The following is a 23,835-nucleotide window of genomic DNA, read 5'->3' on the forward strand; positions in this document are numbered from 1 at the left end:
CTAAAGTACGCGGTCGGGCAGATCGGCAAGACGTGCGGCACCGATCTGCGCCATGTTCGCGGACATGTCCTGCGCCAGAATATGCTGCAGATGCGCAGGACCGTAGGCCCCGAGCGCGCCAAGCGCATAGTGCCATGCCCGCCCCATCATCACGAAATCGGCCCCAAGGGCGAGCGCGCGCAGAATGTCCAGCCCGCCCGCGATGCCGCTGTCGAAAAGAAGCGGCAGATCGGTCGCCGCGCGAATGGCAGGTAGCGCGTCGAGGCTTGCGATTGCGCCGTCAAACTGGCGTCCGGCATGGTTCGAGACCCAGATGGCATCGACCCCCTCCGCCCCGAGACGCGCGGCGTCACCTGCATTCAGAACACCCTTCACGATCAGCGGCCCGTCCCATGCGGCCCGCAGCTCCGCCAGATAGGCCCAATCGGGCGAGGTGCGCAGCAGATAGCCCACATGCGCCGTCGAAGGCAGGGTGCCGTCGGTCTTCGGTGCGTAGCCATCCATCAGTCGCATCCTTGGCATGCCCGAGTTGCGCATGCCAAGCGCCCATGCCGGGCGCCGCGCCACCTGCATCGCAAGGCGCGGCGTCAGCCGGGGCGGCTGCACGAGCCCACCGCGTGTCTGCCGCTCCCGGCGCGAGGCCGCGGGCACATCCACGGTCAGGACGAGCGTGTGAAATCCGGCCCGCCGGGCGCGATCCAGCATGTCGGCGCGAATGGCGGGGTCGCGGGGCGGATACATCTGAAACCAGCCCTGATCGCCGATCACACCGGCCAGATCATCCGGGGTCTGCGTGGCGACGGTCGACAGGCAATAGGGCACCCCCGCCGCCGCCCCATGGGCCGCGAGGATCCGCTCCGCCCCCGGCCAGATCAGGCCCGACATGCCAAGCGGCGCGATCCCGAAGGGCACCGGATAGTCCTTGCCCAGAAACGTGGTTGAGAGATCCGGAACCATTTCTCCGTGCAGGATGGAGGTGCGGAACAGAACCCGATCCAGCGCCGCGCGATTGCGCGCAGTTACCGTCTCGGCTCCGGTCGCGCTGTCCAGGTACTCCCACACGAATTGCGGGATCCGCCGTCTGGCACGGGCCTTCAGATCGGCGATGGCCGGAAATCTCTGGTCATGGGTCATGACGCGCAATCAGCCCTCGCCGCGCGGGGCTTGTCCAGCGAAATCAACCGCCTCCCTCTTTCCCCTGGCGCTGTCATCGGGGTGAACGCGCGCTTTCCCTGTCTTTCCGCTTGCAAAACATCCCTGCGGGAGGCTCCGGGGGCGGGCATGGCTGCGCGGGAACAATCAAAGAACATGCCTTTCCACCTGCGCACCCGCGATATATGCTTCACCCATGAGCAGTTTCGACGAGTCAGAGGCGTTTCAGGCCGCATCCCTTTCCGCGCGGGCGATGGCACCCCGCGCCGCGGCCTATATGGAGGGCCTGAACCCCGCGCAGCGCGCGGCGGTGGAGGCGGTGGAGGGCCCTGTCCTGATGCTGGCGGGGGCGGGCACGGGCAAGACCCGCGCGCTGACTGCCCGGATCGCGCATCTTCTGGCCACGGGTACCGCCCGCCCGAACGAGATCCTCGCCGTCACCTTCACCAACAAGGCCGCGCGCGAGATGAAGACCCGCGTCGGCGCGCTTCTGGGCCAGCCCGCCGAGGGGATGCCATGGCTCGGTACGTTCCACGCGATCTGCGTGAAGCTGCTGCGGCGGCATGCGGAACTGGCCGGGTTGAAGTCGAATTTTACGATCCTCGACACCGACGATCAGGTGCGGTTGATGAAACAGCTGATCCTGGCGGAGAATATCGACGAAAAACGCTGGCCCGCCCGGGTGCTGGCCGGTGTCATCGACAACTGGAAAAACCGCGCCTGGACACCTGAAAAGGTGCCCGCGGGCGAAGCCGGGGCCTTCAACAAGCGCGGGGTCGAGCTTTACGCTGCCTATCAGGCCCGGCTGAAAGCCCTGAACGCGGTCGATTTCGGTGATCTGCTGTTGCATGTGGTGACGATCTTTCAGGAGAACGCGGACGTTCTGGCCCAGTATCAGCGCTGGTTCCGCTACATTCTCGTGGACGAGTATCAGGATACCAATGTCGCGCAGTATCTCTGGCTGCGGCTGCTGGCGCAGAGCCACCGGAACATCTGCTGTGTCGGCGATGACGACCAGTCGATCTATGGCTGGCGCGGGGCCGAGGTGGGCAATATCCTGCGGTTCGAAAAGGATTTTCCGGGCGCCAAGGTGGTGCGGCTGGAACAGAATTATCGCTCGACCGAACACATTCTCGATGCAGCAAATCACCTTATCCAAGGCAACAAGGAACGGTTGGGAAAGGAACTTGAGACCAAGACGGGGACGTCCACGGTTGCGGAAGCAGACGAAAGGGCTGTGCACAAAGTCCGCCTGATCGGACACTGGGACGGTGAAGAAGAAGCTCGTTGGGTTGGTGAAAAGATCGAAGACTTGCAGAGCGGGCGCGCGGAGGAAGCCCGCAAACGTTTCAATACGCGGTTCAAGAGCTTTCAAGAAATGCTTGATTTCCGTGCCAAACACGGTTTGGGGCCCATCGGAAAACAACAATTCATCAAGGATGCGTTTGAAAGCGGTAAAGCCTTCAGCGATTTCAAAACATACAATTTGTTGCGCGAGCTTCTGAAGGACGATCCGAGGGCATCAAATATGCTTGGTGCCATGGAGGACTATGCGGAAAGGAAATACTCACTCAACGAAATCGCCATCCTCGTCCGTGCCAGCCACCAGATGCGCGCCTTCGAAGACCGGTTCCTCACCATCGGCCTGCCCTACCGCGTGATTGGCGGCCCACGCTTTTACGAGCGAATGGAGATCCGCGATGCCATGGCCTATTTCCGTCTTGCTGTTAGTCCGACCGATGATCTTGCCATGGAGCGAGTTATCAATGTTCCTCGCAGAGGAGTTGGCCCCGCTGCGATGCAAAAGATCTACGATCGCGCTAATGAAAAATCTGTCAGCCTCACGGCGTCCGTAAGATCTTTGGTGCATGATGGGAAGATTGCCACCATGGGCGGCAAGGCGCGCACGAAAGTCCCAGAGCTTGTCGACCAAATATTTCGATGGCACGAATTAACGCGAGATCACGACTGCAGCCACGTAGAATTGGCGGAAATGATCCTCGAGGAATCAGGGTATATTGAATCGTATTTCCAGCCTCGTACTGAAGAGGAAATTGAGCGTGGCGATCCTCCCACATACAAGGATGTCGAGGCGCCGGGGCGGCTGGAGAACCTCAAGGAACTGGTCAAGGCGCTGGAAAGCTTCGAGAACCTGCAAGGGTTTCTGGAGCATGTCAGCCTGATCATGGACAACGAGAGTGACGATCAGGAGCCGAAAGTGACGCTGATGACGCTTCATGCCGCCAAGGGGCTGGAGTTTCCGGCCGTCTTTCTGCCGGGCTGGGAGGATGGGCTGTTTCCCTCTCAACGCTCCATGGACGAAAGCGGTCTCAAGGGCCTCGAAGAGGAACGCCGTCTGGCCTATGTCGGCATCACGCGGGCCGAGGAGGTCTGCACCATCTCATTTGCCGGCAACCGCCGCGTCTACGGGCAATGGCAGAGCCAGATGCCGAGCCGTTTCATCGACGAATTGCCCGAAGAGCATGTGGAAGTGCTGACCCCGCCGGGCCTTTACGGCCATGGCGGTGCGATGTCGGCCAGCGCCTCGCCCGTGGCCGGCATGATGCGCGGCTCGGACCTGCACCAGAAAGCGGCGGAGGCGAATGTCTACAACTCCCCGGGATGGCGCCGCTTGCAGGCCAATCAGGGCCAGCGCGGGATGAGCCAGCCCCGTGAGGCCCGCAACATGACCATAGATACCGAAGCGATCAGCGCGTTTTTGCTGGGTGATCGGGTGTTCCATCAAAAATTCGGCTATGGTCGCGTGAATGCGGTAGAAGGAGACAAGGTCGAAGTCGCTTTCGACAAGGCCGGTATCAAGCATGTGGTGGGCCGGTTTCTGACCGCCGCCGACAGCGCCGGCGACGTACCGTTCTGAAATAAAAAGAGCGACCAGGGGCAGGATTTCGGACAAGGCCGGTTCGGCCAAGACGGGAGGCTGCCATGAAGACACTTGTTCTGGAACCGGATGTCACCCGCGCGCGGGCCTGGGTCGCACGCTACGCCGCGGGAGCAGACAATACCTGCCATGTGGCGATCAGCGCGGCGCAGGCTCGTCTGATGCTGATCGGCAGCTGTTACGACCGGCTCTGCCTGCGCCTCGGGCATCTGGGCGGTCAAAGCCACGCCATTCTTGCGGTGGCGCGGGCCTGCAACCCGGAGTGCGAGATCGTCGATTTGGCGCGCATGACCCGGCGGTCCGTTTCCGGTCCGTCGATGGGGGAGGTGCTGAGAGCCGAGCCGCCTCAGGCCATGAGGATCGGATAAAGCGAGGCCACCAGAAGACCCGCGGCGGTGATGTTGAACGCTCTGAGCCGGGCGGGATTGGTGAGGAACCGGCGCATTTGCAGGCCGAGCCATGCCCAGGAGCCGACCGAGGGCAGATTTACCAGCCCGAAAACCGTGGCCATGATCAGGAGATCGCCCAGGTCGCGGCCCGGCGGTGTGTAAACCGTGATCGCGGTCAGCGCCATGCTGAGAGCCTTGGGATTCACCCATTGAAACCCGGCCGCCTGCAGGAAGGTCAGCGGCGTGCCCGTCGCCTGCGCGTTGGGCAGGATCGGCACGGCGGTTCCGATTTTCCATGCCAGATAAAGCAGATAGACGATGCTGATCACTTTCAGGATGTCGTAGATCACCGGGTATGCGTCAAAGACCCGGATCAGCCCGACACCGATTGCCAGCGCCATGATCACGAAGCCGAGCGCCACGCCCAGCATGTGCGGAATGGTGCGCCGAATGCCGAAATTGGCTCCGGATGCCATCAGCATCAGGTTGTTCGGCCCCGGTGTGATGGAGCTGACGAAGGCGAAAAGCGCGAGAGCAAAGATCAGGTCAGATGTCATGAGCGCAACGTTATGGCGTAAGCTGCACAATGAAATTGCAAGATTGGTTAAAGTCGGACTACATTCACAATAAATGACGAAGATTGATCAAAAAGACCGCCAGATATTGCGCGTTCTGTCCCGGGAGGGCCGGATCAGTAATCTCGATCTGGCGGAACGTGTGGCGCTGTCGCCGTCGGCCTGCTTGCGGCGGGTGGCGGCGCTGGAGCAGTCAGGGGTTATCAAGGGCTATCGCGCGGTGCTTGATCCGGGGCAGATGGGGGTGGGGTTCACGGCCTATATCGCCGTCGGCTTGTCGGAACATACCAAGCGCGCGCAGGAAGCTTTCGAGGCGGCGATTTCGCGCACCGACGAAGTGCGGGAGTGCCATAACATCACGGGTTCGGTGGAGTATCTGCTGCGAGTCGAGGCGGCGGATTTGCCCAGCTACAAGCGGCTCCATACGGATCTTCTGGGCGCGCTGCCGCAGGTGGCGACGATCACCACCTATGTGGTGATGGGCTCGCCCAAGGACGACCGGGCCTGAACCTGGTCAGGCAACCTGCGGGACAGAACGCAGCGCAGGCGCGTCGCGAATTCAGCGCTGGCTGTTCTTCCGCGTGTCGCCGCTGGGAACGTGAGGCGATGGGTGAAATCGATCAGCGCGTCGCGCACAAGCGGCGGATCGTCGATATGCGCTGCCGCCAGGTCCCTGTCGATCCTTTCGTTTGTCTCGGCCAGATGGCCCGCGATCGGCGCCGGATAAGCCAGCGCATGCAGCGTTAGTTCGGGATATCACGGGCGACGGCTATCGGGGTGGCACGGAGAGACGGTGCCAGCGACCGGAAGGTCAGGGCGCCGGGCTCCGCCTTTCGCAGAAGGGTCAGGACGGCGGCCCGAATGCGCTTTATCCCAAGGCGCGGGTTCTCCGCTTTCGGATCACCGGGCCCGGGTATTTCAGCGGAGTTTGTAGCGGGTCTTCACGATGCCGGAGGGAAACGATGTCACCTCGACCAGATCCAGCCGCAGATCCTTCTCCAGCGACCCGAAAAGCGGGCGGCCCTCGCCGATCAGCACAGGCATCCGGAACAGAGACATTTCGGCGATCAGCCCTGCCGCCAGAAACGACTGGATCACCTGCCCGCCATCTATATAGGCTCTTGTCCAGCCGCGGCGGGCGAGCCGGGCCATGACCGATTGCGGCGTTTCATCGGTGATTTCCACCCGGTTTTTCAGGTCGTCCGAAAGGTCTTCCTGCCGCAGGGTCCGGCTCATCACGATCACCGGTCTGGAATAGGGCCAGGGATCGAACGCGGTCACCACGTCGAATGTGCCCCGCCCCATGACGATCCCGTCCACGCTGTCGATGAAGGCATTATAGCCGTGATCCTCCCCGGTAACGGACACCCCGGTCAGCCAGTCGAGACTGCCATCCTTGCGGGCGATGAAGCCGTCTTGTGACGTTGCGATGAAGACATGGCCTTCGATCATGAAACGCTCCGCTCATTCGTACATCGTACAAATAAGATCAAAGGGCGGATCAGGACAGGGCGATCTGTAGCGGGAAGAAAAAAGGCGGTGACACCAAAACGGGAGGAGAAGGTGCCACCGCCAGATCTCAGCGCCCCTCAAAGGGAGGAGGAGAGGGGGCCGATATATGGGCCAGATGGCCCGGAACTTAACGGCGACCCCAAGGGAGGAGGACGGAGCCGCCGTGAATGGACCCAACCTCAAAGGGAGGAGGAGAGGTCAGGTCCGCTTTGCGGCCTCATCCAAAGGGAGGAGGAGGATGCTGCCGCGTCGCATCGCGGGCCCTAAGGGAGGAGCGGGCCGCGCGAATTTCGGGTGGCTCAGCGCTTGGCTTTGCCATAGGCGGCCTCAAGGGCCACGGATTTGATCATCGAGCGTGACAGCCCCAGATCGTTCAATTCGCGATCCGAGCAGCGTTCCAGCTCGGTCATCGTGCGGCGATACAGCTTGTGGGCGGTGTAAGCCTCGACAAGCTGGGTCTTGATCTCCGCCAGACGGTCGCCGAAAGAGAGAGCGGATGAATGAGAGCCCGATACATAGGCCATTGGTCGTACCTCAATTAAATGCCGCCAACGGTGCCCGGACCCATTTCCGAAGCGCTTTGGATGGCGATCTGTTTGCGGGGGCATTCTGCCTCTTGCCACAGAAAGATAGCCACATGCTGCGTGTGCACAATCCCCAGCAGGGGCAATGCTGCTATGCAGAAAATGCATACCCATCATCCTTGTTTTGCTGCGTTTTTGGGCAAGCGCCATGAAAGTCGCCGCTTTTTCCAACCGTCAGTTCCGGCTGTTCTTCATCGGCGTGTTTTTCGCCGTGCAGGCGATCTGGATCCAGCGGGTGACAATTTCCTGGCTCGCCTGGGAACGGACTGGATCGGCGGGATTCGTGGGTCTCGTCGCGGGGCTCAGCCTGCTGCCCACCCTGCTTACCGGTCCCTTCTTCGGCGTGCTCACCGATCGGGTGGATATCCGACGCGCCTCCATCGTGACAAATTCGGGACAGGTGATCTGCATAACGGTTCTGGCGCTGTCGCTGCCCTGGATCGGGGCGCCGGGGCTGGCGCTGGCGGCGCTGGCCATCGGCATCGTCAGTTCGGCGCACCACCCCGTCAGGATGTCGCTCGGCCCGCGTCTGGTCCCGACGGAGCTGGTGCAGCATGTGGTTTCGGCCACGGCGCTCAACTTTAACATGGCCCGCCTTGTGGCGCCGGCGGGCGCGGGCCTGATCATCGCGCAGTTCGGCGCGCCGGTGGCTCTTTGGGTCGCTGTCGCCTTCTATCTGCCGATGCTTGCGGTGTTGAGCCAGCTCCGCCCGCGGGATCTGCCGCCGCGCCAGACGCGTCCGTTCTTCGGCGAGCTTGCCGACGGGTTTCGCTATGCCCGCGACACACCGCTGATCCGGCTTGCCTTTCTGCTGACGATGATTTTCGCAACGAGCGCCCGCGGGGCGCTGGAGGTATTGCCGGTCCTGGCCGATGGCGCGTTCGAGAGGGGCGCCGAAGGTCTCGGCCTTTTGACCGCTGCGGCGGGCGGAGGCGCCGTGGTGGCCGCACTGGTCAAGGCGGTGGGGGTCGGGGCCGTGGGCGCGCGCATTCCGCTTGCGGTCTATGCGGCGGTAATGGGCGGGCAACTGGCCGTTGTCGGCATGGGGGTGGCACCGGTCTGGTCGGTTGCCCTGCTGGCGGTCGGTCTGGCGGGGTTTTGCTCCACATGGTGCGGGGTCAGCTTGCAGGCCGCGATCCAGACCGATCTGCCAGACGCATTGCGGGGCCGCGTGATGAGCTTGTGGACCGTAGCGGGCTTCGGCACCGTCGCCCTGGGGGCGTTTGCCATCGGCGCGCTGGCCGATTGGGTCGGGATCGGCGCGGCGCTGGTGATTGCCGGTCTCGCCGGAGGGCTGTGTCATTTGATCCTGATCACATGGGGTGCGCGCCGGTGAGTTCTGCCCTATGTGATGGGGCAAAGCCTGACCAAATCGCTCAGGCGATACTGCACGGAGCCCTGAGATGACCCTGACCAAGCAAACCGTTCTCGATGCCCTTTCCGGACTGACCCTGCCCGATGGCGGCGATCTGATCAGTCGCGATCTGGTGCGCGCGGTGCAGGTTCAGGGCGACAGGGTCAGTTTCATCATCGAAACAGAAAGCCCCGATCAGGCGCGCAAGATGGAGCCCGTGCGACTGGCCGCCGAACAGCTTGTGAAGAAGCTGCCCGGCGTTGCCTCGGCCACGGTGGCGCTCACCGCCCATGGCCCCGCTGCCAAGGCACCGGCGCAGCCGGCGGGTGCGCCGGGCTCCGCGCCGCCCACCCTGAAGATCGGCGGCCATCCGAAACCGCAGGCCGAGCCGATGAACCCGAAGGGTGTCGCACGGATCATCGCCATCGGATCCGGCAAGGGCGGGGTCGGCAAATCCACCGTTTCGTCCAATCTGGCCGTGGCGCTGGCGCGGCAGGGCCGCAAGGTGGGGCTTCTGGATGCGGATATCTACGGGCCGTCCCAGCCCCGGATGATGGGCGTGAACAAACGCCCCGCCTCGCCGGATGGCAAGACGATCATCCCGCTGCACAGCCATGGCGTCACCTGCATGTCGATCGGTTTCATGCTGCCCGAGGAACAAGCCGTTGTCTGGCGCGGCCCCATGTTGATGGGGGCGTTGCAGCAGATGCTGGGGCAGGTGCAGTGGGGCGAGCTGGACGTGCTGCTGGTCGATCTGCCGCCGGGCACGGGCGATGTCGCGATGACGCTTTGCCAGCGGTCGAAGCTGACCGGGGCGATCGTGGTATCGACGCCGCAGGATGTGGCGTTGCTGGACGCGCGCAAGGCGCTGAACATGTTCGAGACGTTGAAAACCCCGGTTCTGGGGCTGATCGAGAACATGTCGACCTTTCATTGCCCGAAATGCGGGCATGAAACGCATATTTTCGGACAGGGCGGGGTCGAGGCGGAGGCGAAAGCCGTCGGCCTTCCGTTTCTGGGCGCGTTGCCGATTTCGCTGGAAACGCGACTTGCGGGCGATAGCGGCGTGCCGATTGCCGCCGGAGACAGCCCGATGGCGGAGGCCTATGCCGCGCTGGCCGCACGGCTGGTGGCGGGCGGCATGGCCTGAGCCGCACGGGCGGCGCGCGCGCCGCGCGCCTGTCCCGGTTACACCACATCGGCCGCGACGGGCGGGGAGGCTCGGCTATGGGGCCGCACCGGACTGAGCGGTTGCCCGCGACCGAAGCGGTGTTTTCGCCGCGAATGGCGGGTGACGCAGGGTGATTCGCGGCCGATCATGACGAGTTCCGGCGATATTCCTGTCGATTCTCAGAATTGCTGGATTTTTTTCCCGTGAGGGCACGGTCTCTCATCTCGTCTACATCTTGGGCGACATGTGGGCCGGGGCACAAATTGTGGGCGCTGTTGCGCCGTTTTGACCACAATCACTTGTGCCGGGAATGCTCCTGAAACCACATCTTGGGGAAAATTCCCATAGAAAGGGATTGCATGGGAAATCATTCCATGAGACAAGTTTTTCACAGCAGTTGAGATCGCACCGGGCCGGACAAGGTTCGGGACAAAAACAAAAAACGGCAGGTTTTATACAGGCACTCTCACACGCTGAACAAAGAGATCCGGCGCGCAAGCGAGCAGACATCCCCCCAGGTGGCCTGCGCAGTCGGACACCCAGCAATGGGACGAGGGCGGCGGATTGGGCAGTGGCAGCTTGCTCGATCCGCCGTTGTCCGTTCCGGGGCCGATACATGGCCGAGTTGCGGCACAAAGAGGGCGCGAAACATTGGAACGCAGGTTTCAGGGTGAAAGCCTGAACAAGGTGGACGGAAAGGGCCGGGTGTCGATCCCGGTCAAATTTCGTCGCGTTCTGCAAAACTCCGACAAGCACTACACCCCTGGCGGCGCTCCGCGTCTTTACATTGCCTATGGCAACTCGAACGCGAATTATCTCGAATGCCTGTCCGGCGACGCCTTCGATGAGATCGACGCGATAATCCGGGCCGAGAAGCGCGGTACGCAGCTTCGGACGGCGCTGGAATATCTCTATTATTCGAAATGCGACGAAACCAGCGTCGACGATACCGGCCGGCTGGTTCTGTCGGCTCAGGCGCGCGACAAAATCGGTCTGGGCACCGAAGCCCTGTTTCAGGGCAAGGGCGACAAGTTCCACATTCTCAACTCCGCCGATGGAGCCGCAGCGGATGAGAATATCGAGGCACTGTTGGCGGCTTTGGGGCAAGGCAATGAATTCTTCGATCCGCTCTCGCTGGCCGGGCAGGCCGGGCTTGATTCTTCCGACGACGGGCATGCGTGATGTCGGCCAGGAGGCCTTCCAGCCCGGCCGAGCGTCCTCATATTCCCGTTCTGCTGGCGCCTCTGTTGCGCGCGGTGGCCCCCGTTGGCGGGGTCTGGCTGGACGGCACTTTCGGCGCTGGTGGCTACGCCCGTGGCTTGCTTGACGCGGGAGCGGACACGGTGATCGGTGTGGATCGCGACCCTTTGGCATTCGAAATGGCCGGAGACTGGGCCCGCGATATGGGCGACCGGCTGGTGCTGATCGCAGGCGAGTTTTCCGCGATGGACATCCATGCCGCAGAAGCGGGGTATCCCGCGCTGGACGGAGTCGTTCTCGATCTTGGCGTGTCGTCCATGCAGCTGGACTGGGCGGAGCGCGGATTTTCGTTTCGCAACGACGGACCGCTGGACATGCGAATGGGGCAGGCTGGCCTCTCGGCCGAGGATATCGTCAATGAAGCGCCCGAAGCGCTGCTGGCCGATATTCTCTACCATTACGGCGAGGAACGCGCGGCCCGGCGCATCGCCCGGTCGATCGTTGCCGCCCGGGCCGAGGCGCGGATCACGCGGACTTCGGAACTGGCCGCCATAGTCGAGAAGAACCTGCCGCGCGCCAAACCGGGCCAGAGCCATCCCGCGACCCGCAGCTTTCAGGCGATCCGCATCGCGGTGAATGACGAGTTAGGCCAGTTGGCCGAAGGGTTGCAGGCCGCGGAGCGCGCGTTGAAACCCGGCGGCCGGCTTGCCGTCGTGACCTTTCATTCCATCGAAGACCGGATCGTGAAGCGGTTCCTGCAGGACCGCGCCAGCACCGGCGGCGGCGGCTCGCGCTATGCGCCCGAAGCGGCGGAGCGAGAGCCGGCTTTCGAGTTGACGCCCCGCCGCGCGATCGCACCGGATGCCGAGGAACTATCCGCAAATCCCCGCGCCCGGTCGGCGAAACTGCGCGTGGCCCGGCGCACCGATGTACCCGCCAGCGCCGTCCCGCAGGAAGTCTTCGGCCTTCCGCAACTGGCGGAGATCACCTGATGCGCGGATTTGCGACCGTTCTCGCGGCCTTGGCCGTGATCGGGCTCGGATACTGGGCCTATCACCAGAACATCCTGACCCAGCATTCCGTCCGCGAAGTGGAGCGCCTGCAACGCGCCATTGGCGCCGAGCGGGAGCGGTTGTCGGTCCTGCGGGCCGAGTGGGCCTATCTGAACCGCCCCGACCGTCTGCGGGAGCTGGCCGACTTGAATTTCGACCGGCTGGGGCTGATGCCGATGTCGCCCGATCATTTCGGAAACGTGCATCAGGTGGTTTATCCTCCGCTGCTGGATCAGCTGATCAACGAGACGCTGACCGGCATGACCTATGATCCGGAGCAGCTTCCATGACGCTTCGCACGCCCTTGCGCCCGCTCACCAGAATTCTGAAGGCGCGCGAACACGGGGAAAACCCCGATGCAATCGAACGGGAAAACCTGCGCCTCAGGCATGAGGCGCAGCGCGACAAGATGCGCCAGCGCGCCGAGACGCGACTGCTGCTTCTGGCGATGTGTTTCTTCGCTGCGTTCGTGACAGTGGGCTTGCGCATGTCGACCCTCGCCGCCTCCGAACCCCAGGAGCCGCGGATTGCGACGTCTGGCTCTGCCATTCTCAACACGCGCGCCGATATCGTGGACCGGGAAGGGCGCGTACTGGCGACCAATCTGGTGACCAATTCGCTATATGCCCACCCCCATGAGATTATCGATCCCGTGGCGGCCGCCCGCGGGCTGGCCGGGATTTTTCCGGACCTGGAAGAAGAGGCGCTTCTGCGCCGGTTCACATCCGACAGCCGGTTCATCTGGCTGCGCCGCTACATCTCGCCCGAGCAGGAGCAGCAGGTGCACGAGCTGGGGGAGCCCGGTCTCCTTTTCGGGCCGCGGGAGATGCGGCTCTATCCCAATGGATCGGTCGCGGCCCATATCCTTGGAGGTGCCGGTTTCGGCCAGGAGGCCGTGAACGCCGCCGAAGTGATCGGCGTGGCCGGGGTGGAGGCCCAGTTCGACGAGGATCTGCGCGATCCGGCCCGCGATGGTGCACCGCTGGAACTGTCGATCGACCTGACCGTGCAATCGGCGGTGGAGCAGGTGCTGGCGGGCGGCATGGTGATCATGAACGCGCGCGGCGCGTCGGCGGTCCTGATGGATGTCCATACGGGCGAGATCCGGGCCATGGCGTCGCTGCCGGATTTCGACCCCAACGCGCGCCCCCAACCCCTGACCGAAGGGGACCAGGCCGACAGCCCGCTTTTCAATCGCGCCGTTCAGGGTGTGTATGAGCTGGGATCCGTCTTCAAGATCTTCACCGTCGCACAGGCGTTGAACGAAGGTCTGGTCAGCCCCGCCACCATGGTGGATACGACCGGGCCGCTCCGCATGTCGGGCTTTTCGATCAGCGATTTCCGCAGTTACGGCCCCAGCCAGTCGGTCACCGATGTGATCGTGCATTCCTCCAACATCGGCACCGCGCGCCTTGCCCAGATGCTGGGCGCCGAGCGGCAGCAGCGCTTTCTGGAACAGCTCGGGTTCTTTCAACCGACATTGGTGGAAATGGTCGAAAGCCGATCCGGCCGCCCGCTCCTGCCCGCCAGATGGGGTGAACTGACGACGATGACGGTGTCCTATGGCCATGGCATTTCGACCTCGCCGCTTCATTTGGCCGCGGCCTATGCCTCAATCACCAATGGCGGCACACTGATCCAGCCAACGCTGTTGCGTCAGGACGGGCCCCAGAACGGCGAACGCGTGGTGTCGGAAGCCGTCTCGGCCCAGATCCGCGACATGCTGCGCGCCGTGGTCACCGATGGCACGGCCAGTTTTGGCGACGTGGCCGGCTATGCCGTTGGCGGAAAAACCGGTTCGGCGGACAAGCCGCGCCCCACCGGCGGCTATTTCGAGGATCGCGTGCTGTCCACATTCGCCAGCATCTTTCCCGCCGACGACCCCAGATATGTCCTGATCGTGACCCTTGATGAGCCCGAGATCCTGGCCCTCGGCGAAGCCCGGCGGACTGCCGGTTGGACCGCCGTTCCCGTCGCCGCGGAGGTGATCCGCCGCGTGGCGCCGCTTTTGGGGATCAGACCAGAGATTGAACCCCTGGACGGCTTTCAGCTATCCAGCGCCTCAGACTGAGATGTTGGGGGAATCGGCCATGGCGCCAGGAGTGAAGACACTATCTGCGCTTGGCTTGACGCCCACCCGGGGCGGCGACGTCTCGGTCAGCGGGCTCAGCCTTGACAGCCGCGCGGTCAAGCCGGGGCATCTGTTTGCGGCCTTGCCCGGCACGCGGGTCCATGGCGCCGAGTTCATCCAGTATGCGGTGCGCATGCAGGCGGGCGTCATCCTGACCGACCGGGAGGGGGCGGAAATCGCCACCGAGCATCTGCGCGATGTCGGGGTTGTGCTGGCCGAGGATCCGCGCGCGGTCTTTGCCCATGCCTGCGCTCTGTGGTTCGGGGCGCAGCCCGAAACGATGGTTGCCGTCACGGGTACCAACGGCAAGACGAGCGTGGCCAGCTTCACCCGCCAGATCTGGGCTGCCCTGGGCATTGAGACGGCAAGCATCGGTACCACCGGAGTGGAGGGCGCGTTCACCGCGCCGGGCATCCACACCACGCCGGACGCACTGACGCTGCATCAATTGCTGGCCGACATGGCCGCCGCCGACGTGCAGCACGTGGCGATGGAAGCGTCGTCCCACGGACTGGACCAGCGCCGGATGGAGGCGGTGCACCTGGCCGCCGCCGCCTTCACCAACCTGACCCAGGACCATCTGGATTATCACGGCACGATGGAGGCGTATTTCCAGGCCAAGCTCCGCCTGTTCACCGAGCTTCTGCCCGAAGAGGCAACTGCGGTCGTCAATCTCGACGATCCGCGCGGCGCCGATGTGGTCGCCGCCTGTGCGGCGCGCGATATCGAGGTGATCACCATCGGCCAATATGCCGAAGACGCCCGGATGAAGATCACCGGGCGCCGCCTGGATGAAGCCGGGCAGGATGTCCTGTTTCGCTGGCAGGGACAGCAATATCAGACCCGGCTGGATCTGATCGGCGGATTTCAGGCGATGAATGTGCTGACCGCCGCCGGGCTTGTCATCGCGGGGGGCGCCGATGCGGAGATGGTATTTGGCGTGCTCTCCAGGCTTCAGGGCGTGCGCGGCCGGATGCAACTGGCCGCCCGGCGCAGTTTCGGCGCACCGGTTTACGTAGACTACTCCCATACGCCCGACTCGCTGGAAACGGCGCTGAAAGCGCTTCGCCCGCACGTACTCGGCCGCCTGATCGTGGTCTTCGGCGCGGGCGGCGACCGGGATCGCGGCAAGCGCCCGCTGATGGGGCGGGCTGCGGCGGAAAACGCCGATATTCTGATTGTGACGGATGACAACCCCAGATCCGAGGATCCCGCTGCGATCCGCGCCGCAATCCTGCAGGCCTGCCCTGAGGCGTCGGAGGTCGGCGACCGGGCGGAGGCGATCCTGCGCGGTGTCGACGCGTTGCAGCCCGGAGATGCGCTTCTGATTGCGGGCAAGGGTCATGAAACCGGCCAGACCGTTGGCGATGTGGTCTATCCCTTCGATGACGTGGAGCAGGCGAGCGTCGCGGTCGCGGCGCTGGAGGGGCGGGTATGACCGCGCTCTGGACCGCCGCGGAGGCCGCCGCGGCCACGGGGGGGCGGACCGTTGGCGACTGGACCGCAACCGGTGTCTCCATCGACACCCGCACGCTGTCGCCGGGGGATCTGTTCGTTGCACTGAAGGATGTGCGCGATGGCCATGACTTCGTTGCGCAGGCCCTTGAAAAGGGGGCGGCCGCGGCACTGGTCAGCCGCAGACCCGATGATGTGGCCGCGGAGGCGCCGCTTCTGATCGTGCCGGATGTTCTGGCCGCGCTGGCGGATCTGGGACACGCCGGGCGGGAGCGTATGGCGGGCCGGGTGATCGCGATCACCGGATCGGTGGGCAAGACCACAACCAAGGACATGCTGCGCGTGGCGCTTGGGGCGCAGGCCCGCACCCATGTGGCGGAAGCCAGTTACAACAATCAGTGGGGCGTTCCGCTGACGCTGGCGCGGATGCCGGCGGATACGGAATTCGCGGTGATCGAGATCGGAATGAACGCCCCCGGGGAGATCGCGCCGCTCAGCCGGATGGCCCGGCCCAATGTGGCGATGGTGACCACCGTGGCGGCCGTGCATCTGGAGGCTTTCGGCGTGATCGAGGGGATCGCGCGCGAGAAGGCCAGTATCTTCGAGGGTCTGGAGCCCGGCGGCGTGGCCCTCATCAATGCCGATCTGGAGACAACCCCGATCCTGCGGCGGGCTGCCGAGGTGCATGCCGCAAAGGTGGTCGAGTTCGGCCAGACGCCCGGATTGCCCGCGACGCTTGGCGAGGTGACGCTGGTAGACGAGACAACCGTTATCCAGGCCTCGCTCCATGACATGCCGCTTCTGTTCAAGCTGGCGGCACCCGGGCGGCATCTGGCGCTGAATGCGCTGGCCGCGCTGGCCGCGGTGGCGGCCGTAGGGGCGGATATTCCGCGCGCGGCCCTGTCGCTTGGCGCGTGGGAGGCCGTGACCGGTCGCGGCAAGCGCGAACGGATCGTTCTGGACCCGGCTCGGGACGGTGCGATCGAGATGATCGATGATGCCTTCAATGCGGGGCCTGCGTCGATGGCCGCAAGCCTCGAGGTTCTGGCCGCTGCGACGCCCGAGGGGCGCGGACGGCGGATCGCGGTTCTGGGCGACATGCTCGAACTGGGCCCCGACGGCCCCGCGATGCATGCGGATCTGGCCGATCTTCCGGCGCTGTCGAAGCTCGATCTGATCTGCACATCGGGCCCGTTGATGGCGCATCTGGATGCCATCCTGCCGGTTGACAAGCGCGGCCCCCATACCGAGACCGCCGCCGAGATGGCCCGCATTCTTCCCGGGCTGCTGCGGCCGGGCGATATCGTGCTGATCAAAAGCTCCAAGGGATCACGGCTGTCCCTCGCTGTTGACGCGCTCAGGAAACTGGGGCAAGCGATTGCGGATAGAACATAAGGAAACCGCTATATGTTGTTTTGGCTGAGTGAACTGTCCGACGGCGGCGATTTTTTCAACCTGTTTCGCTACATCACCTTTCGCGCCGGTGCCGCGTTTTTTACGGCGCTGATTTTCGGGTTCATTTTCGGCCGGCCGCTGATCAATGCGCTGCGGCGGAAATATGCAAATGGCCAGCCTATCCGCGAGGACGGTCCGGCCCATCACATCACCGCCAAGGCGGGCACACCGACCATGGGCGGGCTGCTGATCCTGGCGGCGCTCACGCTGGCGACGCTGCTATGGGCCCGGCTCGACAACCCCTATGTCTGGGTCGTGCTGGGTGTGACGGTGGGGTTCGGGCTGATCGGCTTTGCAGATGACTGGGCCAAGGTCAGCCGCAACAACACCAAGGGCGTATCGGGGCGGATCCGGTTGTCGCTCGGTTTTCTGATCGCGGCGGTGGCGGCCATCGTGGTGATGTACATGCACCCCGACGAGCTGTCGCAGCGGCTGGCGGTGCCCGTCTTCAAGGATTTCCTGCCCAATCTGGGCTGGATGTTCCTGCCCTTTGCCATGGTCGTGATCGTCGGCAGTGCCAACTCGGTCAACCTGACCGATGGTCTGGACGGGCTCGCGATCATGCCGGTCATGATTGCCGCGGGCACTCTGGGTGTGATCGCCTATGCAGTGGGGCGGGTCGACTTCACCACCTATCTCGACGTGCATTACGTGCCGGGAACCGGTGAGTTGCTGGTTTTTACGGCGGGCCTGATCGGCGGGGGGCTTGGGTTTCTATGGTATAATGCGCCACCGGCGGCGGTGATTATGGGCGATACCGGGTCGCTGGCTCTCGGGGGGGCCCTGGGCGCGATTGCGGTATGCACCAAGCACGAGATCGTTCTGGCCATCGTCGGCGGGCTTTTCGTGGCCGAAACGCTGAGCGTCATCATTCAGGTGCTGTATTTCAAGCGCACCGGCAAACGGGTCTTCCTGATGGCGCCCATCCATCATCATTTCGAGAAAAAGGGCTGGACGGAGCCGCAGGTCGTGATCCGGTTCTGGATCATCTCGCTGATCCTTGCGCTGATCGGTCTGGCCACGCTGAAGCTGCGCTGATGGCCGCGCCCGTACCTCTCAGTGTATCGGTGGCGAGCGGGCACGGGGTGGTGATCTGTTCGCGTTATCCCGCGACGATATCGGAGACGACAAAACGAGGCGGAGTGAGGCACGTATGATCCCGGTAACTGGGTTTGAGGGCGCGAAGGTCGCGGTTCTGGGGCTTGGCCGATCGGGTCTGGCCGCCGCCCGGGCCTTGCGGGCGGGCGGCGCCGAACCGCTGGTCTGGGACGACAGCGCCACGGCGCGGGAGGCTGCCGGGAGCGAGGGATTTTCGCTTGTCGATCCGCTCAAAGCTGGCGCGCTGAACGGCGTGGCGGCGATGACCGTCTCCCCCGGTATCGCGCATCTTTATCCCGACCCTCACCCGGCGATCATGGCGGCCTGGGCGGCGGGCGTGCCGGTGGACAATGATGTGGGGCTGTTTTTCCGGTCCCTCGCCGCGGGCGACTGGGACCGGCATGTTACCCCGCCCCGGGTGATTGCGGTCACCGGCTCGAACGGGAAATCCACCACCGCCGCGCTGATCCACCATTGCCTGACGGAGGCCGGGATGCCCGCGCAACTGGCGGGCAATATCGGCGTGGGGGTGCTGGATATCGAACCCCCCGAGGATGGCGAGGTGATCGTGCTGGAACTGTCGAGCTATCAGATCGATCTGGCGCGCGCCCTGACCCCGGATGTGGCGGTGTTCACCAATCTTACCCCCGATCATCTTGACCGGCATGGCGGCAGGGGAGGCTATTTCGCGGCCAAGCGCCGTCTGTTTGCCGAAGGCGGGCCGGACCGCGCGGTGATCGGTGTCGACGAGAAGGAAGGGCGCTATCTGGCCAACCAACTGGCCGAGGGGCCGGGCGATGGGCGGCTGATCCGGGTCTCTGCCACATCGAAGCTGACGGGTCCGGGATGGGACGTGACCGCGCGCAAGGGCTGGTTGAGCGAAACCCGGAAAGGGCGACAGGCGGCGTCGATAGATCTGCGAGGGGTGCGGGGGCTGCCCGGCGTCCACAACCATCAGAATGCGTGCTGTGCCTACGGGGCGCTTCGGGCGCTTGGCATCGCGCCCAGGGTGATCGAGACGGCGTTTCAGTCCTTCGGCGGTCTGCCTCATCGCAGCCAGATCGTCGGCGAAAGGAACGGGGTTCTGTTCGTGAATGATAGCAAGGCCACGAATGTGGACGCGGCCGCCAAGGCACTGGCCGCGTTTCCGCGGGTGCGGTGGATCTGCGGCGGACTGGAGAAAGAGGGCGGGCTCGACGGGCTGAAACCGGTCCTCGGATCGGTGTCGAAGGCCTATGTGATCGGGCGCGAGGCCGAGGGGTTCGCCCTGAAACTGGGCGATCTGCCGGTGGAGGTCTGCACCGATATGGCGATTGCGGTCGCCCGCGCCGCGGCGGAAGCCGAGCCAGGCGAGACGGTGCTTCTGGCCCCGGCCGCGGCGAGTTTCGATCAGTATGACAACTTCGAACAGCGCGGGCAGGATTTCATGGATCAGGTCGCGAAGGTTTTGGCGGTGTAGCCCCCCGTCTGCTATGGTCATCCCCGCATGATAGCAGGGAGGGACGAGATGGCACAGGTGATCGGTGTGGGGGGCGTGTTTCTGGAATGCGTCGACCCGGAAGCTACGAAGGACTGGTATACCCGCGTTCTGGGGATGACGCCGACCGATTACGGCGGCTTCGATTTCCTGCATACGGGCAGCGCGGAGAAGTTCCCCAAAGGCGCGCGGACGATTTTCGCCCCCTTCGCGGCCGGGGGCGACTACTTCAAACCGTCGACACTGCCATTCATGATCAATCTGATGGTCGACGATCTGGACGCAATGCTGGCCCGGGTCGAGGCCGAGGGCGTCGAACAGGTGCAACCCGCCCAGACCCTGGAATACGGAAAATTCGGCTGGATACTGGACCCTGACGGCCGCAAGATCGAGCTCTGGCAGCCGCCAAGCTGAATTCGGCCTGCCCGTGGCGGGGTCGCTTGTTTCGCTGGCCCCGCAGGCGATTTCACGCTAAGCTTTGCCCCAGACCCGGCAAACCGGGCATCAATGAGGCAGTATTGGGCGGTATCCCATGACGGAAATGGCGCATGGCACGGTTGTCGTGCAATCGGGCGAGGCTGTTTTGCCGCGCTGGTGGCGGACGGTCGACCGCGTCACCATCGGTTGTATTCTGGCTCTGTTCGCAATCGGGTTGTTGTTGGGCTTTGCGGCATCTCCGCCGCTGGCGGAACGCAACGGGCATGACCCGTTTCACTACGTGATCCGGCAGGCGGCTTTCGGCGGGCTGGCCCTTGCGGTGATGGTCATGGTGTCGATGCTGACACCGGTGCAGATCCGGCGCTTGGCCGTTCTGGGCTTTTTCGGTGCGTTCGGAGCGCTGGCCCTGCTTCCGGCCTTCGGGACCGATTACGGGCAGGGGGCGGTACGCTGGTACTCGCTCGGCTTCGCCTCGGTACAGCCCTCGGAATTCCTCAAGCCGGTCTTTGTCGTCTTCACCGCGTGGATGATAGCCGCAAGCCAGGAGGTCGGCGGCCCGCCGGGCAAGGCCGTTTCGCTGGCGGTGACCATCACGATCGTGGGTTTTCTGGCGATGCAGCCGGATTTCGGCCAGGCGGCGCTGGTCGTCTTCGCGTGGTGCGTGGTTTATTTCGTGGCCGGTGCGCCGATGCTCCTGCTGGCCGGGGTCGGCGCACTGGTCGGTGTTGCGGGGTCGGTCGCGTACTCGAATTCTGAGCATTTCGCTCGGCGGATCGACGGATTCCTCTCGGCTGAACTGGACCCGAACACACAGCTGGCCTATGCCACAAACGCGATCCGCGAAGGCGGCTTCTTTGGCGCCGGTCTGGGCGAGGGGGCCGTGAAATGGACCCTGCCGGATGCCCATACGGATTTCATCATCGCGGTCGCGGCCGAGGAATACGGTCTGGTCCTCGTGCTTGTCATCATCGCGCTCTTTGCCACCATCGCGCTGCGTGCGTTCTTCCGGCTGACGAAGGAGCGCGATCCGTTCATTCGGCTGGCGGGCGCCGGGTTGGCAAGCCTTCTGGCGTTGCAGGCGATCATCAACATGGGTGTGGCGGTGCGGCTGCTGCCCGCCAAGGGCATGACGCTTCCTTTCGTGAGCTACGGCGGGTCGAGCCTTATCGCGACCGGCATCACCATCGGCATGCTTCTGGCCCTGACCCGGACCCGCCCGCAGGGCGAGATCGGCGATATCCTCCTCAGCCGGCACCGGTAATCCCATGAGCACGACCCCCCATCTCATCATCGCAGCCGGTGGCACGGGCGGACATATGTTCCCGGCCCAGGCCCTGGCCGAGGCGATGCTGCGCCGGGGATGGCGGGTGACGCTTTCCACCGATGCGCGCGGCGCATGCTACACTGGCGGGTTCCCTCATGTGGTGGAGATACGACAGGTGTCTTCGGCGACCTTCGCGCGGGGCGGTCTTCTGGCGAAGATAATCGCGCCGCTGCGCATTCTGGGCGGCGTTCTGAGCGCCACGGCACGGATGGCGCGCGAACGCCCGAGCGTCGTGGTGGGCTTCGGCGGCTACCCGTCGATCCCGGCGATGGCAGCGGCCTGGCTGACCGGGCGCCCGCGCATGCTGCACGAGCAGAACGGCGTTCTGGGCCGGGTCAACCAACTCTTTGCCAGGCGCGTGGATGTGGTGGCCTGCGGCACCTGGCCCACGGAACTGCCCGAGGGCACGAACGCCGTTCATACCGGCAACCCGGTGCGCGCCGCCGTTCTGGAACGCGCGGGCGCGGCCTATATTCCGCCGGGGGATTATCCGATGTCGGTCGTCGTGATCGGCGGCAGCCAGGGCGCGCGCATCCTGTCCGATGTGGTGCCCGCCGCCATCGCCGCCCTCCCGGACGCGGTCCGCGCCAATATCCGCATCGCGCAGCAGGCCCGCCCCGAGGATCAGGATCGTGTGGCCGCCGCTTATGCCGAGGCCGGTGTCACCGCCGAGGTGGCGCCGTTCTTCCGGGACATCCCGCGCCGGTTTTCCGAGGCGCAACTGATCATCAGCCGGTCGGGCGCGTCATCCGTCGCGGATATCTCGGTCATCGGTCGCCCGTCGATCCTGGTGCCGCTTGCGGCCGCGATCCGCGACGAGCAGACGGCCAATGCCCGCGCGCTGGTCGATGCGGATGCAGCCATCCTGATGCCTGAGAGCCAGTTCACCCCCGCAAGTCTTGCGGATCATATCAAAGCCATCCTTGACCAGCCCGAGGCCGCCTTGCAGATGGCAAATGCCGCCCTTGGCACCGGCCTGCCCGATGCCACCGAGCGCCTTGCGGTTCTGGTCGAGGAACTGGTAAGGAAAGGCCAGTCATGAATGCCGCCACGAAGCTTCCCACCCAGCTTGGTCCGATCCATTTTGTCGGTATCGGAGGCATTGGCATGTCCGGAATCGCGGAAGTGCTGCTGAACCACGGGTATCAGGTGCAGGGGTCCGATCTGAAAGCCACCAAGATCACCGAGCGGCTTGAGAAACTGGGCGCCAGGATTTTCACCGGGCAGAAGGCCGAAAACCTCGACGAGGCCGAGGTGGTCGTTATCTCCAGCGCGATCAAGCCCGGCAATGCGGAGCTGGACGCGGCGCGGGCAATGGGGCTGCCGGTGGTGCGGCGCGCCGAGATGCTGGCCGAGCTGATGCGGCTGAAATCCAACATCGCGGTGGCCGGCACCCATGGCAAGACCACGACCACCACGATGGTTGCCACCCTGCTGGATGCCGGCGGGTTGGACCCGACGGTGATCAATGGCGGAGTCATCCACGCCTATGGCTCGAACGCGCGGATGGGGCAGGGCGAATGGATGGTGGTGGAGGCAGACGAAAGCGACGGCACCTTCAACCGCCTGCCCGCAACCATCGCCATCGTCACCAATATCGATCCCGAACATATGGAGCATTGGGGAACCGAAGAGGCGCTGCATCAGGGGTTCCTCGATTTTGTGTCGAACATCCCGTTTTACGGTCTGGCCGTCTGCTGCACCGACGATCCGGACGTGCAGACGCTGGTGGGCCGGATTACCGACCGCCGGGTGCTGACCTTCGGCTTCAACGCCCAGGCCGATGTGCGGGCGGTCAACCTGCGCTATGCCAAGGGGGTGGCGCATTTCGATATCGCGTTGCAGGCCGAAGGACAGCTGATCGAACGTTGTACTTTGCCGATGCCGGGCGATCACAACGTCTCCAATGCCCTGGCCGCGGTGGCCGTGGCCCGTCATCTGGGCCTGAAGGTCGAGGAGATCCGCGAGGCTCTGGCCGCGTTCAAGGGCGTTAACCGTCGCTTCACCAAGGTGGGCGAGGTTGGCGGCGTGACGATCATCGACGATTACGGCCACCATCCGGTGGAAATCGCCGCCGTCCTGAAGGCCGCGCGGCAGGCCAGCGAAGGCCGCGTGATCGCGGTGCATCAACCACATCGCTATTCGCGGCTGCACTCCCTGTTCGAAGAATTCTGTGCCTGTTTCAACAACGCCGATGTGGTCGCCATCGCCGAGGTCTTTGCCGCCGGCGAGGACCCGATCGAAGGGGCCAGCCGCGATGATCTGGTCGCGGGGCTTATCCGCCACGGTCATCGCCATGCCCGCGCGTTGCACAGTGAGGACGATCTTGAACGCCTCGTGCGGGAGCAGACCCGTGATGGCGATATCGTTGTTTGCCTTGGCGCGGGCACGATCTCGGCCTGGGCGCACGGTTTGCCTGACCGATTATCAATACGTTAACCAACGTAGCGTTACGATTTCTTAAACCCTTGTGCGATTGCACTCAGAAAGGGGCGGGCATGACAGGCATGATAGAACCGGATCTGACATCGAGTATCCGCGGGCCGGGCCATCCGCGACCGGCCCCCGC

Annotated in this window: 22 protein-coding genes; 18 read left to right on the plus strand and 4 right to left on the minus strand. The window is 64.2% G+C overall.

What is annotated here, in order from left to right:
* Nucleotides 1-1,134 carry an alpha-hydroxy acid oxidase gene (locus D9R08_RS05565; RefSeq protein ID WP_121897036.1) on the minus strand — a complete coding sequence of 378 codons (1,134 nt, stop codon included), beginning with the start codon at nucleotides 1,132-1,134 and terminating at the stop codon, nucleotides 1-3.
* A gap of 214 nt (nucleotides 1,135-1,348) precedes the next feature.
* Between D9R08_RS05565 and D9R08_RS05570 the strand changes: the two genes are divergently transcribed.
* Both D9R08_RS05570 and D9R08_RS05575 read left to right on the plus strand, forming a co-directional pair.
* Complete coding sequence (locus D9R08_RS05570; RefSeq protein ID WP_121897037.1) at nucleotides 1,349-4,030, plus strand: ATP-dependent helicase; 2,682 nt, start codon at nucleotides 1,349-1,351, stop codon at nucleotides 4,028-4,030.
* Between the two features lie 65 nt (nucleotides 4,031-4,095).
* A complete protein-coding gene (locus D9R08_RS05575; protein WP_121897038.1) occupies nucleotides 4,096-4,419 on the plus strand; it encodes a hypothetical protein in 324 nt (107 codons plus the stop codon).
* On the opposite strand, the gene D9R08_RS05580 is transcribed toward D9R08_RS05575, so the two are convergent.
* Nucleotides 4,398-4,997, minus strand: coding sequence for a LysE family translocator (locus D9R08_RS05580; RefSeq protein ID WP_121897039.1), 600 nt, complete (start codon nucleotides 4,995-4,997; stop codon nucleotides 4,398-4,400). The two genes, D9R08_RS05575 and D9R08_RS05580, sit on opposite strands and share 22 nt — an antisense overlap.
* A 73-nt stretch (nucleotides 4,998-5,070) precedes the next feature.
* On the opposite strand from D9R08_RS05580, the gene D9R08_RS05585 reads away from it, so the two are divergent.
* Together D9R08_RS05585 and D9R08_RS19080 are read left to right on the plus strand one after the other, a co-directional pair.
* On the plus strand, nucleotides 5,071-5,523 hold the full coding sequence (locus D9R08_RS05585) for an Lrp/AsnC family transcriptional regulator (protein WP_121897040.1): 453 nt from the start codon (nucleotides 5,071-5,073) through the stop codon (nucleotides 5,521-5,523).
* A 98-nt stretch (nucleotides 5,524-5,621) separates the two neighbouring features.
* On the plus strand, nucleotides 5,622-5,762 hold the full coding sequence (locus D9R08_RS19080; protein ID WP_158598933.1) for a hypothetical protein: 141 nt from the start codon (nucleotides 5,622-5,624) through the stop codon (nucleotides 5,760-5,762).
* Between the two features lie 171 nt (nucleotides 5,763-5,933).
* Here D9R08_RS19080 and D9R08_RS05590 read toward each other — a convergent pair whose 3' ends face one another.
* A complete protein-coding gene (locus D9R08_RS05590; protein ID WP_121897041.1) occupies nucleotides 5,934-6,467 on the minus strand; it encodes a dihydrofolate reductase family protein in 534 nt (177 codons plus the stop codon).
* A gap of 359 nt (nucleotides 6,468-6,826) precedes the next feature.
* The gene (locus D9R08_RS05595) at nucleotides 6,827-7,051 is read right to left on the minus strand and encodes a DUF1127 domain-containing protein (protein WP_121897042.1); all 225 of its coding nucleotides are present in this window, start codon (nucleotides 7,049-7,051) and stop codon (nucleotides 6,827-6,829) included.
* A 208-nt stretch (nucleotides 7,052-7,259) separates the two neighbouring features.
* On the opposite strand from D9R08_RS05595, the gene D9R08_RS05600 reads away from it, so the two are divergent.
* The 14 genes from D9R08_RS05600 (at nucleotide 7,260) to murC (ending at nucleotide 23,705) form a co-directional block, all read left to right on the plus strand.
* Nucleotides 7,260-8,447 carry an MFS transporter gene (locus tag D9R08_RS05600; protein WP_158598934.1) on the plus strand — a complete coding sequence of 396 codons (1,188 nt, stop codon included), beginning with the start codon at nucleotides 7,260-7,262 and terminating at the stop codon, nucleotides 8,445-8,447.
* A 67-nt stretch (nucleotides 8,448-8,514) separates the two neighbouring features.
* Nucleotides 8,515-9,615, plus strand: a complete 1,101-nt coding sequence (locus D9R08_RS05605) for an Mrp/NBP35 family ATP-binding protein (protein WP_121897044.1) — start codon at nucleotides 8,515-8,517, stop codon at nucleotides 9,613-9,615.
* A 672-nt stretch (nucleotides 9,616-10,287) separates the two neighbouring features.
* Nucleotides 10,288-10,818 carry a division/cell wall cluster transcriptional repressor MraZ gene (locus D9R08_RS05610; RefSeq protein ID WP_121897045.1) on the plus strand — a complete coding sequence of 177 codons (531 nt, stop codon included), beginning with the start codon at nucleotides 10,288-10,290 and terminating at the stop codon, nucleotides 10,816-10,818.
* The gene (rsmH, locus tag D9R08_RS05615; RefSeq protein ID WP_121897046.1) at nucleotides 10,818-11,828 is read left to right on the plus strand and encodes a 16S rRNA (cytosine(1402)-N(4))-methyltransferase RsmH; all 1,011 of its coding nucleotides are present in this window, start codon (nucleotides 10,818-10,820) and stop codon (nucleotides 11,826-11,828) included. The genes D9R08_RS05610 and rsmH overlap by 1 nt, the downstream gene beginning before the upstream one ends.
* Complete coding sequence (gene ftsL / locus D9R08_RS05620) at nucleotides 11,828-12,178, plus strand: cell division protein FtsL (RefSeq protein WP_121897047.1); 351 nt, start codon at nucleotides 11,828-11,830, stop codon at nucleotides 12,176-12,178. The genes rsmH and ftsL overlap by 1 nt, the downstream gene beginning before the upstream one ends.
* Nucleotides 12,175-13,959 carry a peptidoglycan D,D-transpeptidase FtsI family protein gene (locus D9R08_RS05625; protein ID WP_121897048.1) on the plus strand — a complete coding sequence of 595 codons (1,785 nt, stop codon included), beginning with the start codon at nucleotides 12,175-12,177 and terminating at the stop codon, nucleotides 13,957-13,959. The genes ftsL and D9R08_RS05625 overlap by 4 nt, the downstream gene beginning before the upstream one ends.
* A 19-nt stretch (nucleotides 13,960-13,978) precedes the next feature.
* A complete protein-coding gene (locus D9R08_RS05630) occupies nucleotides 13,979-15,457 on the plus strand; it encodes a UDP-N-acetylmuramoyl-L-alanyl-D-glutamate--2,6-diaminopimelate ligase (protein ID WP_121897278.1) in 1,479 nt (492 codons plus the stop codon).
* Nucleotides 15,454-16,869, plus strand: a complete 1,416-nt coding sequence (locus D9R08_RS05635) for a UDP-N-acetylmuramoyl-tripeptide--D-alanyl-D-alanine ligase (RefSeq protein ID WP_121897049.1) — start codon at nucleotides 15,454-15,456, stop codon at nucleotides 16,867-16,869. The genes D9R08_RS05630 and D9R08_RS05635 overlap by 4 nt, the downstream gene beginning before the upstream one ends.
* A gap of 12 nt (nucleotides 16,870-16,881) precedes the next feature.
* Nucleotides 16,882-17,967: a phospho-N-acetylmuramoyl-pentapeptide-transferase gene (mraY, locus tag D9R08_RS05640; protein ID WP_121897050.1), complete on the plus strand. Its 1,086-nt coding sequence runs from the start codon at nucleotides 16,882-16,884 to the stop codon at nucleotides 17,965-17,967.
* A gap of 115 nt (nucleotides 17,968-18,082) precedes the next feature.
* On the plus strand, nucleotides 18,083-19,486 hold the full coding sequence (gene murD / locus D9R08_RS05645) for a UDP-N-acetylmuramoyl-L-alanine--D-glutamate ligase (protein WP_121897051.1): 1,404 nt from the start codon (nucleotides 18,083-18,085) through the stop codon (nucleotides 19,484-19,486).
* Nucleotides 19,487-19,534: 48 nt separating this feature from the next.
* Nucleotides 19,535-19,918, plus strand: coding sequence for a VOC family protein (locus D9R08_RS05650; RefSeq protein WP_121897052.1), 384 nt, complete (start codon nucleotides 19,535-19,537; stop codon nucleotides 19,916-19,918).
* A 118-nt stretch (nucleotides 19,919-20,036) separates the two neighbouring features.
* On the plus strand, nucleotides 20,037-21,203 hold the full coding sequence (gene ftsW, locus D9R08_RS05655; RefSeq protein WP_121897053.1) for a putative lipid II flippase FtsW: 1,167 nt from the start codon (nucleotides 20,037-20,039) through the stop codon (nucleotides 21,201-21,203).
* 4 nt (nucleotides 21,204-21,207) lie between these two features.
* Nucleotides 21,208-22,308: an undecaprenyldiphospho-muramoylpentapeptide beta-N-acetylglucosaminyltransferase gene (gene murG / locus D9R08_RS05660; protein WP_121897054.1), complete on the plus strand. Its 1,101-nt coding sequence runs from the start codon at nucleotides 21,208-21,210 to the stop codon at nucleotides 22,306-22,308.
* Entirely contained in the window at nucleotides 22,305-23,705 is a 1,401-nt protein-coding gene (murC, locus tag D9R08_RS05665; protein WP_121897055.1) for a UDP-N-acetylmuramate--L-alanine ligase, read from the plus strand. Before murG ends, murC begins: the two co-directional genes overlap by 4 nt.
* Nucleotides 23,706-23,835 lie beyond the last annotated feature (130 nt).

The organism is Rhodophyticola porphyridii (assembly GCF_003688285.1).
Taxonomy (GTDB): domain Bacteria; phylum Pseudomonadota; class Alphaproteobacteria; order Rhodobacterales; family Rhodobacteraceae; genus Rhodophyticola; species Rhodophyticola porphyridii.